We start from the raw sequence: 13,542 nt of genomic DNA, 5'->3' as shown, positions 1-13,542 counted from the left end.
CATCCGTTGTGCGGATCAGGCCGTCCGGTTGTTTGATCTCCTGCTCGCCGGCCCGATTGGATGCTCCCGATCGCGTATCGGTTGTACGGGCGACTGACGAGGAGCGTCGGGGACATGAGGGACGGGCACCGGCTGGGCCGCCGGTTCGGATGGTTGTGGGCGGCGTACGGCACCAGCGCGCTCGGCACGTGGCTCGCCTTCGGCGCGTTCCCGCTGATCGCCGTCCAGGTGCTGGACGCCGGGCCGGCGGAGGTCGCGGCGCTGTCGGCGGTGGGCGCGGCGGTGGGCGCGGCCGTGGCCGTGCCGCTCGGCCCGTGGGTGGAGTTCCGCCGCAAGCGGCCCGTGCTGATCGCGGCGGACCTGGTGCGGTTCGCGGCGCTGCTGACGATCCCCGCCGCGTTCGCGCTCGGCGTGCTCACCTTCGTCCAGCTGCTGCTGGTCTCGGTCGTGGTGGCGGCGGCCGACATCACCTTCCGCGCCGCCTCCGGGGCGTACCTCAAGACGCTGCTGCCGGGCGAGCACCTGCTCGTCGCGAACGCCCGCCTGGAGTCCACGACCTGGACGACCACGATCGTCGGACCGCCGCTGGGCGGCGCCGCCATCGCGCTCCTCGGCCCGGTCGCGACGGTGGTGGCCGACGCGGTCAGCTACCTGCTGTCGGCGCTGGGAGTGCGCGCGGCGGGCGGCGGCGAGCCGCGCCCCGCACGCCGGGAGCCCGCGCGCATGCGCGCCGGCGACCTGCTCGACGGCTGGCGGCACATCCTCGCCGACGCCGCGCTGCGCCCGCTGTTCCTCAACACCGCCCTGTTCAACGGGCTGCTGATGGCCGCCGACGCGCTGCTGGCCGTCCTGATGCTCGGCCGGCTGGGGTTCACCTCGTGGCAGTACGGTCTCGCCTTCGCCGTGCCCGCGATCGGCGGGCTGCTCGGGGCGCGGCTGGCCCGTCCGCTGGTCACCCGGTTCGGGCAGCACCGCGTCCTGGTCGTCACCGGGACGCTGCGCGCGGTGTGGCCGCTCGGGCTGGCCTTCGTGGGGCCGGGCACCGGAGGGCTGCTGCTGGTGATGGGCGTCGAACTCGGGCTCATCTTCTGCTGCGGCGTCTTCAACCCCGTCTCGGCCACCTACCGCCTCGAACGCACCCCGAACGATCGGATCACCCGCACGCTGTCGGCCTGGTCGGTGACGACCAAGGCGTCGACCGCGCTGCTGACGGCCGCGTGGGGGGTGCTGGGCGCCCTGCTCGGCCCCCGTCCGGCCATCGGACTGGCCGGCGTGCTCCTGCTGGCGACCCCGCTGCTGCTTCCCCGGCGCGCCGCCGCGGCCCTTCCCGAGCCGGTGCCCGCACCCCACGCCTGAATCCCCTCATCACCAAGGAGACAACGATGACCGTCACGTCCCCCGAGCTCGACCCCCGGACGTCCGCGCTGCTGGTCCTGGACCTCCAGCAGGGCGTGCTCGCCTCGCTCCCCGGCCCGGAGGAGCAGGAGGCGCTGCTGTCCCGGGTGGCCGAGGCCGCCGCCGCCATGCGCGCGCACGGCGCCGCCGTCGTCCACGTGCGGCTCGGCTTCACCGAGGCCGACTGGGCGGCGATCCCGGCCGCCAACCCGACGTTCTCGCTCATCGGGCGCGGACGCCTGCTGCACCACGAGGACCCCGGCACGGACTTCCACCGGCGGGTCGCGCCCGAGCCCGGGGACCTCGTCGTCCGCAAGACCAGGGTGGGCGCGCTGTCCACGACGGACCTCGACCGGCGGTTGCGGGAGCGCGGGATCACCACCCTGGTCGTCGCCGGGCTCACCACCAGCGGCGCCGTCCTGTCCACCGTGGCCGACGCCGCCGACCGCGACTACCGGCTGCACGTCCTGTCGGACGGTGTCGCCGATCCGGACCCGCACCTCCACCGGACGCTGATGACCGGCGTGTTCCCGAGAACGGCCCACGTCGTCGACACCGCCGGGCTGCATTCGCTCCTGCGCGAGAGCCGATAGTCGCGAACCGTTCGATTTCACTTTCGTATCGCGGGCGGGCCGAATTGCCCGTGCCCCCAATACTGGGTGCATGGCTCCCCTGAACGGCGATTTCGACGCGTTCGCCTCGATGATCGACGAAAGAGTCACGGCACGCAGGGCCGCTCCGGCGCTCGTCGTGAAGATCTATAAGGGCACCCGGGCGGCCGCCCCCGGCGTCGTGGTCAAGGCGCTCGTCCGCCGGTTGCGCACGGCGGACGACCGGCCCCTCGTCCCGCACGCCGAGATCGACGAGGCCACCCGCCTGGGCGGGATCGTCGTCCAGCTGGGCAACACGACGCCACGCGGCTGGGGCACAGTACGTTTTCCTCGTTATCGAGCCTTGAGCGCGATAAAAGATGGCGAACGGGCAACCGGCGCACTGGAGCTGGCATTTCACGACCTTCACCCAAATCTCGCCTATTTCGTACGGAGTGCCAACCAAGTAGGCGGATTGTCGTTGTTTTTCCAGGTTCTCCTGTTCATCCTGGCGGGCTGGGCGATCCGCGGAGTTTTCCGCTGGTCGTGGCGTCGCCGGACCCGCGGCTGGTTCCCCGGCCACATCGGGCATGACAAGGCCGACTTCTTCCCGGAAGCCGGCCGGCTCATGTGGGGCCCCGATCGGGAGAAACAGGAGGGAGCCCTGCTCCGTGCGCTCCTGTGCGACCTGGAGGCGGCCTTCACCCCCAGGCTGTCACCGTGGCGGCGGCGTCGCCGCAGCAGGTTCGTGCTCTTCGTCACCGGCGAGGCCGCGCTCACCGACCGCGTCGCCGAAGCCGTACGGGACACCCGCGTACGCCGCACGATGGTGATCGCCGCGCCGGCGTCCGACGCCGAGGCCGCCGACCCGGACCTCAGGTGGACGGCGAGCGCTCTCGACGGCCAGCCGGCCCTCGCCGCGACGGAGGGCGTCATCCAGGGGACCGCCGGCCTCGACGCCGCCGCCCTGGCGGGCCGGACCAGGATCCCCGTGCGGCTCGGCAGCCCCGCGCTCGCCGCGACCGAGGCCGTGGCGCAGGGCCTGGCCGCCGTCGGGCTGGCGGCCGTGCTCGCGATCCCCTGGCTGCCCCCGATCCGGCCGCCGGACACCTCCTGCCTCGCGCGGCCCGCGCCCGGCCCCGCGAGCCCGCCCGCCCCGGTCCCGGACGCCGCCGGGGCGCAGAGCCTCTACGCCGCGGACAAGCAGCGGATCGAGGCCGAGAACGCCAGGGTCGAGGCCAAGGAGAAACAGGGATACACCGTCAAGACCGTGGTGTACCTCGGCTCCGGCGTCGCGACCTTCGAGCATCCCGAGTACAACGGCGTGCTCCCCGAGCTGCGCGGGATCCGGCTGGCCCAGCAGAAGATGAACGACATGGCGGAGGCCACCCCGCACAGCCGGCGCAACTACGACGGCAACGTCTTCGTGCGGGTGAACGTCGAGGAGGCCGGCGCCGGGTACGCGAAGGCGCCCGAGATGGCGCGCCGGATAGCGGCCCAGCCGGACCGGAAGGTGCTCGGCGTGATCGGGCTGGGCGAGAGCCGGAAGGAGACGATCGAGGCCCAGCGGATCCTCGGCGACGGCGGCCTGCCCATGCTGGGCATCGGCGCCACCTCGGAGACCTTCCAGTCGCACCCGCTCTATCACCAGGTCTCCTACGACAATCCGGAACAGGCCCGGCTCATCGCGGCCTTCGTCAGGAACGCCGGCGTCATCCCCGCCGACGACGGCACCTGCGCCCCCGCCGCCTCGGCCGTCATCCTCGGCGATCCCGACGACGACTACAGCAAGACCCTCAGCGACGACTTCGCCGCCGAGTTCCGGCCGAACACCCAGCTGTGGTTCTCGCCGTCGAACAAGAGCCCCCAGCCCGGCGGCAAGACGGTGTACAGCCTGTCGGCGCTGGCCGACGAGACCTGCGCGATCGTCGCCAAGGACCCGCGGCGCACCCTGGTCCTCTGGCCGGGACGGGCCCAGCGGCTGCGCGACTTCCTGCAGACCGTCAAGGGCAAGAACGCGTGCCCGAGCGCCCTCACCGTGCTGGCCGGTGCCGACGTCACCACCACGGTGACGCGCGCGCAGCAACTGTCGTTCGACGGCGTCACGCTGTACTACTCGGCGCACGCGCTCCCCAGCCGGCCGCCGAACGAGATGGGCAGGGAGTACCTCGCCCGCTACTCCGCCGCCTACGGCCACGACGCCTGGTACGACCACTGGCGCGGGCCGCTCGCCTACGACGCCCTCATGACCATGGCCACGGCCGTCAACACCGTCTGCCAGCTCAACAAGGCGGCGGGGTGCGGGCGGGGCTCGGTGCAGGTCCTGTCCTCCTTCGGCGTCGGCGGCGACGCCGGCCTGCGCGGCGCGACGGGGACGATCGTCTACCCGAGCGATCCCCGCAACGCGTCGGGCGCGGTGACCGTCGTGCCGTCCGACAAGAGGTTTCTCATCCTCCGGGACACGCCCCAAGGGCCAGTGGTGGCCATGGAGTGCGGCCGCCGCGACGGCGGCGACGTGAAGACCACCTGGGGCCCGCACGACGAGTTCGCCTGCCCCCGCCGCTGACCGCCGACCCCGCCGCCGCCCCCGGCGTGACCGTCGCTCACCTGTCGCCGGGCTCCGCGGGACAGGGGTCGCCGACGTGGACGTGCGGGACCGGGTAGAGCACCTTGCGACGCTGCTCGGTCAGGCCGCCGAGCCAGGACTCGTCGTAGACGTAGCCGTACCTGCTGCCCGCCCATACCGGGCCGTAGCGGTAGATGACCACGCGGCGCTCGCCGGGGTTGGTCCGGGTGGAGCCGCCGTGCATGAGCCCGTCCACGAAGAGCAGCGCGTCGCCCTTCTCCAGGTGGACGGGGATCGCGCCCGGCAGGGTGTCCATGCGGTCGCCCCTGGCGTAGTCGCCGCCCAGCGGGTGCCGGAAGTTCGACTTGTGCGAGCCCGGCACCACCATCGTCGCGCCGTCGCCCTCGCCGATGTCGGTCAGCGCGAGGATGATGTTGACCTGGCCGCAGCGGAAGACGCCGTGGTCGTAGCGGTAGCCGCAGCGCAGCGCGGTGCGGTAGCCGCCGGAGTGCACGGGGTGGTGCCCGCCCGACTCACGGATCGAGGCGATCGTCTCGTCGACGAAGACGCCGGGGATGTAGCTGTCCTCCTCGCCCGCGTAGTGCCTGACCAGGTCGAACCAGCTCGGGTGGTCGACCAGCTCCTCGAACGGCCGGCCCGCCGCCACCGCCTGGTGCAGCTCGAAGCCGGTCTCGGGGGTGTAGTCGCGGCGCTGGGCGCCCCGGTACCACTCGCCTCTGGCCAGGTGGCGGGGGAAGGCGTCGAACTCCTCGTTGAGCCGCCGCAGCAGATCCGCGTCCACGGCGTTCCTGAGGATCAGGTAGCCGTTGAGGTCGAACATGAAGTCGTCCAGCTCGGACATGGTGGAACCTCCGGGGTGTGGTGAGATGCCGCCACTCTGCCGCGACAACCTCATTCCGGTCATCCACCCGGAAGATCCGAGATGTCGCATATCCTCAAGGTGTGCAGTCTCTCGCCCAGGTCATCGGCCTGCAGGCGTTCCACGTGACGTCGGGCCCCATGCCCCGCTCCCACATCCACCCCGAGGTCGAGTTCAACCTCGTCCTGTCGGGCACCGCCAGGTACGCGACCGTCGGCGGCGAGGTGGACCTGCCGCCCGGCCGGCTCGCCGTCTTCTGGGGCGGCTACCCGCACCGGCTGCTCACGGCCGAGGGCGTGGACTTCCTCTGGGCCACCGTTCCGCTGAGCGCCGTCATCGGCCACGACCCGCTGCGCGGCGCGGTCGAGCGGGCGCTGTCGGGAGAGTTCCTGTACGGCACCGCCGCAGAGGGCGAGCACGACCGTTTCCTCATGAGCCGCTGGGACCGGGAGCTGCGCCACGAGCCGGCCCCCGCCGTGGCCGAGGTCTGCCTGCTGGAGATGCACGCCCGGCTGGCCCGCCTGACCGGCGGGCCGCGCGAGACGGCGCCCGCCGAGGCCGCGGCGGCCGGATCGGCCGAGCGCATGCTGGCCGTCGTCGCCCGCCGCTACACCGAGCGGCTGACGGTCGAGGAGATCGCCGAAGCCGCCGGGGTGCACCCCACCTACGCGGCCCTGGCCTTCAAACGGGCCCTCGGCATGCCCGTCTGGCAGTACGTCACCCGGCTGCGGGTGGCCCACGCCTGCCGGTTGCTGCTGGTCACCGGCTGGGGCGTCGACAGGGTCGCGCACGCCAGCGGCTTCCAGACGAGGTCGAGCTTCTACCGGGCCTTCGGCGAGTCGACCGGCCTGACGCCCACGGAGTTCAGGCGGCGGGCGATCGCCGACGGAGGGTGCCCTCCGTGACGCCCGCCGGGAGGCGCACGGTGACGCGGAGCCCCCCGGACGGGCGGGGGACGAGGTCGAGCGTCCCGTCGTGCGCCCGCACGATGCTGCCGACGATCGCCAGGCCCAGCCCGACCCCCGCGTGGTCGGCGCGGACGCGGTCGGTGCCCCGCCGGAACGGCTCCACCAGCGTGGGGACCACGTCAGGGGGCAGCTCGTCGCCGGTGTTCTCGACGGTGAGGGTCACCGTCCCGGCGTGCACGGCGGTCGTGACCCACACCGTGCCCTGTCCGGCGAGGTTGTGCACGATCGCGTTGTGCACGAGGTTCGTCGTCATCTGGAGCAGCAGCGCGGGCGAGCCGGTGGCGGGGGCCAGGTCTCCGGCGGTCTCGACGGCGAGTCCGCGCCGCTCGGCCAGGGGCAGCAGCGTCTCGACGGCCTCCTCCGCGATCAGCGACAGATCGACGCGCTCGCGCGGGAAGGACCGCTGGTCGGCCCGGCTGAGCAGGAGCAACGCCTCGGTGAGGTCGATCGCCCGGGTGTTGACCAGGTGGAGGCGGTCGACCAGCTCGGCGGGGTCGCGGGTGGGGTCGGTGCGGGCGACGTCGAGCAGCGTCCGGGCGACGGCGAGCGGGGTGCGCAGCTCGTGGGAGGCGTTGGCGGCGAATCTCCGCTGCTCGGCGACGTGCGCTTCGAGCCGTACGAGCATGGTGTCGAAGGCGTCGGCGAGCTCGCGCAGCTCGTCCGCGCGGCCCGGCAGCCGGATGCGGTGGGAGAGCGAGCCGCCGGTGGCCCTGCGGGCGGCGTCGGTGATGCGGGTCAGGGGCGCGAGCATCCGGCCGGCCAGCAGCCACCCGCCCACGAGCCCGAACACCAGCAGGAACGCCAGCACGAGAGCCGCGAACGGGGCGAACGACCGCACGATGGCCGATCGGTTGACCAGGAAGTCGCCGGTGGAGTAGATGGCGTCATCGGGCAGGCCGCGCATGTAGTAGACCCCCACCGCGCCGAGCGGCACGAGGCCCGCGACCACGAGGAACCCGGCGTAGCTCAGGGTGAGCTTGAGCCGCACGCTCAGGCCCGGAGCCCTACCCACGATCCTTCCCCTCGCGCCCGGCGGCGGGCGCCGTGTCGATGCGGTAGCCGACCCCCGCCACGGTGGCGATCACCCAGGGCTCGCCGAGGCGCTTGCGCAGGGACGAGACCGTGATGCGGACGGCGTTGGTGAAGGGGTCGGCGTTCTCGTCCCACGCCCGCTCCAGGAGCTCCTCGGCGCTGACGACCCCGCCCTCGGCGGCGACGAGGACTTCGAGCACGGCGAACTGCTTGCGGGTGAGCGCGACGTAGCGGCCGTCGCGGAAGACCTCGCGGCGGAACGGGTCCAGGCGCAGGCCCGCGATCTCGCGCACCGGCGGCCTGCTGTGGCCCCGCCTGCGGTCGAGCGCTCTGAGGCGGAGCACGAGTTCGCGCAGCTCGAAGGGCTTGGTGAGGTAGTCGTCGGCGCCCAGTTCGAACCCGCTGGCCTTGTCGTCGAGCCGGTCGGCGGCGGTGAGCATGAGGATGGGCATGCCGCTGCCGGAGGCGACGATGTGCCCGGCGATCTCGTCGCCCGAGGGGCCCGGGATGTCGCGGTCGAGGACGGCGATGTCGTAGGCGTTGACGCTCAGCAGCTCCAGGGCGGTGTTCCCGTCGCCGGCGATGTCGGCGGCGATGGCTTCCAGGCGCAGGCCGTCGCGGACGGCTTCGGCCAGATAGGGCTCGTCCTCGACGATCAGTACCCGCATACCCCTGACCGTACGGCCCGGGGCCTATCGCCGGCATATGAAAAATCCCATACGGGCCGGCAACGGCCCGCTGCCTTGACTGGCGGCATGACATCCAGCGGACCAGCACGAACGGCAGCCCGCCGGACCCGGTCGGCCCTGGTGGCCGCGCTCGTCGTCCTCGGCGTGACGCTCGCGGCCGGCGTCGTCGTCCACCGGGCGGTGACGTCCCTGACCGTCTCGGCGTACGACGAGGCCGAGGGGGCCGTCCCCGAGGGCGTGACGGTCTTCGACGACGGGATCCCGGCCGTCGCCGGCCTCGACGCCGACCTGCTCCGGGCCCTGCGTCGGGCGGCGGCCGAGGCCGCGGGCGACGGCGTCGAGTTCGTCGTCAACAGCGGCCGGCGTTCCCCGGCCTACCAGGAACGGCTGCGCCGGGAGGCGGTCGCCCGGTACGGCTCGGAGCGGGAGGCCGCCCGATGGGTCGCCTCCCCGGACACGTCGCTGCACGTGTCGGGAGACGCGGTGGACATGGGGGCGGCCGCCGCCGGATGGTTGTCGGCGCACGGCGCCGCGTACGGGCTGTGCCAGATCTACCGGAACGAGCCCTGGCACTACGAACTGCGTCCGGAAGCCGCCGGCCGCGGCTGCCCGCGCATGTACGCCGACCCCACCCGCGACCCGAGGCTGCGGCGCTGACCGGCGTCCTTCTCAGGACAGGGGCACGCCGCGGTAGGCGCGCCAGAGCGCCAGGTCGTAGCCCAGGCCCAGGGCCGCGCCGAGCAGCAGGGGAGCGCCCAGCGCGGCCAGCGTGCCGGTCAGCATGGTGGTGGCGGCGATCGGGGCGACCGAGACGGCGACGCTGCGGGCCAGGCTGGTCATGCTGGCGGCGGCCGTACGCTGCCCCGGCGGGACGACCGCGGCCGTGAACGCCTGCCGCGCCGGTACGTCGATCTTGGACACCGTCTGGCGGAGCAGCAGCAGGACGACGGCGGTGGCCAGGTCCGGGGCGAACGGGATGCAGGCCAGCAGCAGGTTGGCCACGGTGTGGGGGAGGAGCATCGTGGTCAGCCCGCCGGCCAGGGCGGCCAGGGCGTCCAGGGCGGACAGAGCGGCCAGCAGCCGGATCTGGCCGGGCACCCGCCCGCGACGCCGTTCCGGGCCGGCGGGCGCGGTCCGGGGCGGCTCGGCCTGCGGCGTCAGGTTCCGGAACAGCGTCACGGTCCCGGCCGCCAGGAGCGCGTAGAGGGCGAAGGCGGCGTCGGGGGCCGACGTCCAGGTCTGGAGCCCGAGCGCGGCGGCGGCCAGCGCGCCCAGCGCGCCGGAGGCCAGGGCGGTGACGTTGTAGCAGGTGAAGACGGACGTGTGCCGGGCCGGGGCGCAGGTCTGGGCGAGGATGGCCTGTTCCACCCCGGAGAAGGGCGTGTTGTCGTTGGTGGAGGGCGAGATCGTCCCGATGAAGGCGGCGGCGATCAGGACGGGGTAGGACTCGCTGAGCGCGAACACGGCCCCGGTCACCGCCATCAGGCAGCCGCAGGCGACCAGCGTCCGGCGCCGCCCCCACACGTCGGCGAACAAGCCCAGCAGCAGGCTCGCGAACACCGATCCGGCGGCGGCCACGGCCAGCAGCAGGCCGGTCTGCCAGGGGGCGTCGCCGTCCTGGGTGAGCAGCTCGGCGAGGAGCACGCTGGTGCATCCGTAGCCGAAGGTCCGCAGCGCCCGCGCCGCGACGACCAGCAGCCCGTTACGTCCCAGTTCGATCGGAAACAGGCTCCTGGCCTGCGTGTTCGGCATGGGGCATGATGTCCCGGGCGGCGCGGCGGACGTGCCGCGAACACGCGAAGACGCACGACGACATCGCGCGGGCCCGCCGCCGCGTCAGGTGCCGGGTGCGAGGTGGACGTGCAGGTCGGTGGCGTGGGCGGGGGCGGGGTGGCCGTCCGGGTCGGTGACGGCGGTCACGGCCAGGCCGGCGGCCGCGGCCAGCTCCTCGAACACCTCGCGGGGGTACCAGTGCAGGACCCACGGGCGTTCGGCGACGGTGACGTCCGGGCCCTGGTGGCGTTCGTAGCGCAGCAGGGTCGTCTGCGTCCGGGCGGTCTCGTCGCGTCGCTGGGAGACGACGGACACCCGCAGGCCGGCGCCGTCGGGGGCGACGGCCGTGCGCGCCCGGCCGATCTGGTCGGTCGGGGCCGGGGCGGGAGTGAACAGCGGCACCAGCGCGACGCCGCCCGCGTCCAGGTGGGCGCGGATGCCGCGCAGGGCGGCCAGCGCCGTGGCGTCGTCGGGGAGCAGGGTGAAGGTCGGCCCGGCGAGGAAGATCGCCCGGTACCGGCGGGGCAGGCGCAGGCTCTCCATGCGCTGGTGGAACAGCGTCACGGACACGTCCAGCTCGCCGGCCCGGCGCCGGAGCCGGGCCAGCATGTCCGCCGAGGAGTCGACGCCGTCGACCTCCAGGCCGCGCCGGCGCAGCTCCAGCAGGGGATCGCCGTCCCCGCAGCCCAGCTCCAGCGCCGGGACGCCGGTGCGCTCGACGAAGGCGGCATAGGGCTCCGGGTCCTGGGAGACGGATTTCAGCGGTCCGTAGAGCTCCGCGACGAGGCCGGTGTAGAAGTCAGCTGGATCCACCTTCGTCACAGTACGCACATGATCCAGAAGGTTCACTCCATTATCGAGTCCGGGACGGCCGTCGAGACGTGCCAGAATCCGGCGTACCGGCCGCCGCGGCGCAGCAGCTCGTCGTGGCCGCCCGCCTCCACGATCCGGCCGCCGTCGAGGAAGACGACGCGGTCGGCGCGCCGGACGGTCCGCATGCGGTGGGCGACCATGACCACCGTGCGCCCCGCCATCAGGCGCTCGACGCCCTCGTGGACGGCCGCCCAGCCGCCGGGCAGCCGCTCGACCACCTCGTCCAGCCGGGCCGCGGTCGCCGCCGCCCGCGCCGATCACCTGCGACACGACGACGGCGACGAACGCCGGGACGTGCGGACGCAGCAGCCCGCCCGCGCCCGGTTCCGGCGGCGGGACGGCCTCGGGCGGTTCGGGGGCCGGCCGGTGTCCCCGGCTCGTTTCGCGGCTGCCGGTCATGGGTCCTCCAATTCCGCTACCTGAAGTATCGATACTTAAGGTAGCGCAATCGGATATCGTTCAGGCATGTCCCGAGCGAGCACTTCCGCCAGACCGCCCGGTCGCCCGCGCACCGGCGTCAACGCCGAGGTGTTCGCCGCCACGTTGCGCACCGTCCACGAGCTCGGCTACGCGCGGGCCACCGTCGAGCGCATCGCCGCCGCGGCCGGTGTGGCGAAGACGACGGTCTACCGGCGCTGGCCGACGAAGGGCGAGCTGATCGTCGACTGCCTGCTCGACGCGTTCGGCCCGGCGCCGCTGGAGGGCGCCGACCGGGCCGAGATCATGTCCTCGATCATCCGCTGGATCGCCGGGAAGATCAGCGAGCCGGGCACGGGCGACGCGTTCGCGGGCGTGTTCAGCGACGCCGTCAGCGATCCGGCCCTGCGCGAGGTCCTGTCCACCCGGTTCCAGGACCCGTACCGGCTGGCGCTCCAGGAGGCGCTCGGCGAGCCGGAGCGGCGCGTCCTGCTCTACATCGACGTCGTCGTCGGCACCTTGCTGCACCGGATGGGCATGACCGGCGAGCCGATGGTCGAGTCCGACGTCGACGCGCTGATCGAAATGGTGCTGCGGCACTTCGCCGACGGGCCCGGGGGAGCGCCCGGCGCCTGATCTCCGTGCCGCGCCGGCCCTACGGGTGATCAGGCGGAGGATTCCCGGCGGAGTGGACGGGCCGGGCGTCGCCGTACGCCGACGCCCGGCGCCTGCGCCGGTGCGGGGGTCACGACACCCCGGAGGCGATCTTGTTCAGCGGGCCCTGACCGCCGTGGGCGGCCTGGGCGGGGTTGTGGACGTGGGCCGTGCCCGCCGGGGCCGGCCAGGCGGGGCCGAAACCGGGGTAGGGGTGGGGCAGCGGGACGGGGGCGGCCGCGCGGGCCGGCCCGGCCGGCACGGTGGAGGCCAGCACACCGGCCACGGCGGCGGCGATCGCGAGGCCGGCTGATCCGCTTTTTCTCTTGAACATTTCGAGGTCCCCTCGACGTGGTCTGGAAGGACCGCCGAGAGTAGCAGATTGTCATGGCTCAAGTACAGAGAGTCGCAAGGCGCGGGGTGAGGCAGTAGCGTCATCGCACGTGAGCGATTACGCGCTGTCACCATCGGTCGAGCCTCGGTCCCTGCGGCGGTGGGTCGTGCTGCTGCTCTGCTGGGCCTCGCTCACCATGACCTCCGTCGACCGTTCCACCTGGGGGCCCGCGTCGCTGCAGGCGGGCGAGGCGCTGGGGGTGTCGCTGGCGGGGCTGGGGGCGTTCGCGACGGCGTACTACGTCGGTTACGTGCTGTCCAACATCGGCGGCGGGCTGCTCGGCGACCGGATCGGCAGCCGGGTCGTGTTGTCGGGGTCGCTGTTCACGGCGGGCGGCTTCATGATCGCCTTCGGGTCCGTGCCGTCCGCCGGGGCCGGGATCGCGGTGCAGGCGCTGATCGGGCTCTGCGCGGGGGCCGACTTCGCGGCGGGCGTCAAGCTCATCGCGTCCTGGTTCGGCGAGCGGGAGCGCGGGCTGGCGATGGGCGTGTTCACCATGGCCTCGTCGCTCGGCACGATGATCGCCAACGTGCTCGTGCCCCGGCTGATCCAGTGGTACGACTGGCGGGCCTCGTACCACCTGTTCGGGATCGTGTCGATGGGGCTCGCGCTGGTGTGCCTGACACTGCTGCGGGACCGGCGCGAGCCGCCGGCCGCGCGCCCGTCGCTGCGCGGCCTGGCCCGCGACCGTGACCTGCTGCTGATCGGCCTGGCCGGCTTCGGCGGGCTGTGGGGCACGTACGGCTTCGTGACCTGGTCCAACACCCTCATGGTCAAGGGGCACGGGCTCGACCCGGTGGCGGCGGGGACGGTCGTCGTGGTGTTCGCGGCGGCGGGCGCGGTGGGCAAACCGGTCATCGGCCTGGCCACCGACCTGGCCGGACGGGGGCGCAAACGCCCGGCGGTCGCCGTGCTGGTGGCCTTCGCCGGCTGCCTGCTGCTGTTCGGCCGCATGGAGACGGAGACGGCGTTCCTGGTGACGGCCGGGTTCGCGGGGCTGGGCGCGTACCTGTACTCGCCGTTGCTGATCGCCATGGTGCCCGGCCTGTCGGGGACGGCGCTGGCCGGCTCGGCGGCGGGCGCGACGAACGCGGTGGCGCAACTGGGCAGCGTGACCGTGCCGGTCGTCGTGGGGGCGGTCTACCAGGCCGGCGGCTCCTTCTCCGCCGCGTTCGCCACCCTGGCCGCCGGGCCCGTGGCGGGCGCGGTGGCGCTGTGCTTCGTCCGCGAGGCGCGCGGGCCGGCGCCCTGTGCCGCCGCCACCCCGGAGGGGGGGGCCGCCAGGCCCGCCCGCCCCGCCCCGGCGTGCAC

General features: G+C 73.5%; 14 protein-coding genes. 7 read left to right on the top strand and 7 right to left on the bottom strand.

Translation table 11 applies throughout. The features are described 5' to 3' along the window. The first annotated feature begins 114 nt into the window (after positions 1-114). The 3 genes from AB0C33_RS48155 (at position 115) to AB0C33_RS48145 (ending at position 4,551) form a co-directional block, all read left to right on the top strand. A complete protein-coding gene (locus tag AB0C33_RS48155) occupies positions 115-1,356 on the top strand; it encodes an MFS transporter (RefSeq protein ID WP_358301570.1) in 1,242 nt (413 codons plus the stop codon). 26 nt (positions 1,357-1,382) lie between these two features. Beyond that, on the top strand, positions 1,383-1,988 hold the full coding sequence (locus AB0C33_RS48150; protein ID WP_358301567.1) for a cysteine hydrolase: 606 nt from the start codon (positions 1,383-1,385) through the stop codon (positions 1,986-1,988). 70 nt (positions 1,989-2,058) lie between these two features. Beyond that, positions 2,059-4,551, top strand: a complete 2,493-nt coding sequence (locus AB0C33_RS48145; RefSeq protein ID WP_358301564.1) for a hypothetical protein — start codon at positions 2,059-2,061, stop codon at positions 4,549-4,551. 37 nt (positions 4,552-4,588) lie between these two features. Here the strand turns inward: AB0C33_RS48145 and AB0C33_RS48140 are convergent, their stop codons facing one another. After that, positions 4,589-5,413: a phytanoyl-CoA dioxygenase family protein gene (locus tag AB0C33_RS48140; protein WP_358301562.1), complete on the bottom strand. Its 825-nt coding sequence runs from the start codon at positions 5,411-5,413 to the stop codon at positions 4,589-4,591. A 101-nt stretch (positions 5,414-5,514) separates the two neighbouring features. Here AB0C33_RS48140 and AB0C33_RS48135 point away from each other — a divergent pair, with 101 nt between their 5' ends. Then, positions 5,515-6,336, top strand: coding sequence for a helix-turn-helix domain-containing protein (locus AB0C33_RS48135; RefSeq protein WP_358301560.1), 822 nt, complete (start codon positions 5,515-5,517; stop codon positions 6,334-6,336). Here the strand turns inward: AB0C33_RS48135 and AB0C33_RS48130 are convergent. After that, positions 6,296-7,411, bottom strand: a complete 1,116-nt coding sequence (locus AB0C33_RS48130; protein ID WP_358301557.1) for a HAMP domain-containing sensor histidine kinase — start codon at positions 7,409-7,411, stop codon at positions 6,296-6,298. The two genes, AB0C33_RS48135 and AB0C33_RS48130, sit on opposite strands and share 41 nt — an antisense overlap. Continuing rightward, positions 7,404-8,099, bottom strand: coding sequence for a response regulator transcription factor (locus AB0C33_RS48125; protein WP_358301554.1), 696 nt, complete (start codon positions 8,097-8,099; stop codon positions 7,404-7,406). The genes AB0C33_RS48130 and AB0C33_RS48125 overlap by 8 nt, the downstream gene beginning before the upstream one ends. Positions 8,100-8,186: 87 nt before the next feature. Between AB0C33_RS48125 and AB0C33_RS48120 the strand changes: the two genes are divergently transcribed. Then, entirely contained in the window at positions 8,187-8,777 is a 591-nt protein-coding gene (locus AB0C33_RS48120) for a D-alanyl-D-alanine carboxypeptidase family protein (RefSeq protein ID WP_358301551.1), read from the top strand. A 12-nt stretch (positions 8,778-8,789) separates the two neighbouring features. Here AB0C33_RS48120 and AB0C33_RS48115 read toward each other — a convergent pair whose 3' ends face one another. The 3 genes from AB0C33_RS48115 to AB0C33_RS48105 form a co-directional block, all read right to left on the bottom strand. Then, the gene (locus tag AB0C33_RS48115) at positions 8,790-9,872 is read right to left on the bottom strand and encodes an MFS transporter (RefSeq protein ID WP_358301548.1); all 1,083 of its coding nucleotides are present in this window, start codon (positions 9,870-9,872) and stop codon (positions 8,790-8,792) included. Positions 9,873-9,956: 84 nt separating this feature from the next. Beyond that, positions 9,957-10,706 (bottom strand): class I SAM-dependent methyltransferase, encoded by a 750-nt coding sequence (locus AB0C33_RS48110; protein ID WP_358301545.1) that lies wholly within the window; start codon positions 10,704-10,706, stop codon positions 9,957-9,959. Positions 10,707-10,738: 32 nt separating this feature from the next. Then, positions 10,739-10,984, bottom strand: coding sequence for a hypothetical protein (locus AB0C33_RS48105; RefSeq protein ID WP_358301543.1), 246 nt, complete (start codon positions 10,982-10,984; stop codon positions 10,739-10,741). A gap of 247 nt (positions 10,985-11,231) precedes the next feature. On the opposite strand from AB0C33_RS48105, the gene AB0C33_RS48100 reads away from it, so the two are divergent. Further along, entirely contained in the window at positions 11,232-11,819 is a 588-nt protein-coding gene (locus tag AB0C33_RS48100) for a TetR/AcrR family transcriptional regulator (RefSeq protein WP_358301540.1), read from the top strand. A gap of 109 nt (positions 11,820-11,928) precedes the next feature. Here AB0C33_RS48100 and AB0C33_RS48095 read toward each other — a convergent pair whose 3' ends face one another. Beyond that, positions 11,929-12,171, bottom strand: a complete 243-nt coding sequence (locus AB0C33_RS48095; protein WP_358301537.1) for a hypothetical protein — start codon at positions 12,169-12,171, stop codon at positions 11,929-11,931. Positions 12,172-12,280: 109 nt separating this feature from the next. Here AB0C33_RS48095 and AB0C33_RS48090 point away from each other — a divergent pair. Further along, positions 12,281-13,542, top strand: a 1,262-nt coding sequence (locus tag AB0C33_RS48090; protein WP_358301534.1) for an MFS transporter, incomplete at its 3' end; no start/stop codon positions are given.

The organism is Nonomuraea sp. NPDC048881, assembly GCF_040649795.1.
Lineage (GTDB): Bacteria > Actinomycetota > Actinomycetes > Streptosporangiales > Streptosporangiaceae > Nonomuraea.
The sequence above is the reverse complement of the archived record's forward strand: the minus strand, read 5'-3'. Positions and strand labels throughout refer to the sequence as shown.

Bases quoted from the DNA above. Each gene is read 5' to 3' on its own strand.
- AB0C33_RS48095 (WP_358301537.1), bottom strand. From the start codon at position 12,171: ATGTTCAAGAGAAAAAGCGGATCAGCCGGCCTCGCGATCGCCGCCGCC.
- AB0C33_RS48155 (WP_358301570.1), top strand. From the start codon at position 115: ATGAGGGACGGGCACCGGCTGGGCCGCCGGTTCGGATGGTTGTGGGCG.
- AB0C33_RS48140 (WP_358301562.1), bottom strand. From the start codon at position 5,413: ATGTCCGAGCTGGACGACTTCATGTTCGACCTCAACGGCTACCTGATC.
- AB0C33_RS48150 (WP_358301567.1), top strand. From the start codon at position 1,383: ATGACCGTCACGTCCCCCGAGCTCGACCCCCGGACGTCCGCGCTGCTG.
- AB0C33_RS48145 (WP_358301564.1), top strand. From the start codon at position 2,059: ATGGCTCCCCTGAACGGCGATTTCGACGCGTTCGCCTCGATGATCGAC.
- AB0C33_RS48100 (WP_358301540.1), top strand. From the start codon at position 11,232: ATGTCCCGAGCGAGCACTTCCGCCAGACCGCCCGGTCGCCCGCGCACC.
- AB0C33_RS48125 (WP_358301554.1), bottom strand. From the start codon at position 8,099: ATGCGGGTACTGATCGTCGAGGACGAGCCCTATCTGGCCGAAGCCGTC.
- AB0C33_RS48115 (WP_358301548.1), bottom strand. From the start codon at position 9,872: ATGCCGAACACGCAGGCCAGGAGCCTGTTTCCGATCGAACTGGGACGT.
- AB0C33_RS48120 (WP_358301551.1), top strand. From the start codon at position 8,187: ATGACATCCAGCGGACCAGCACGAACGGCAGCCCGCCGGACCCGGTCG.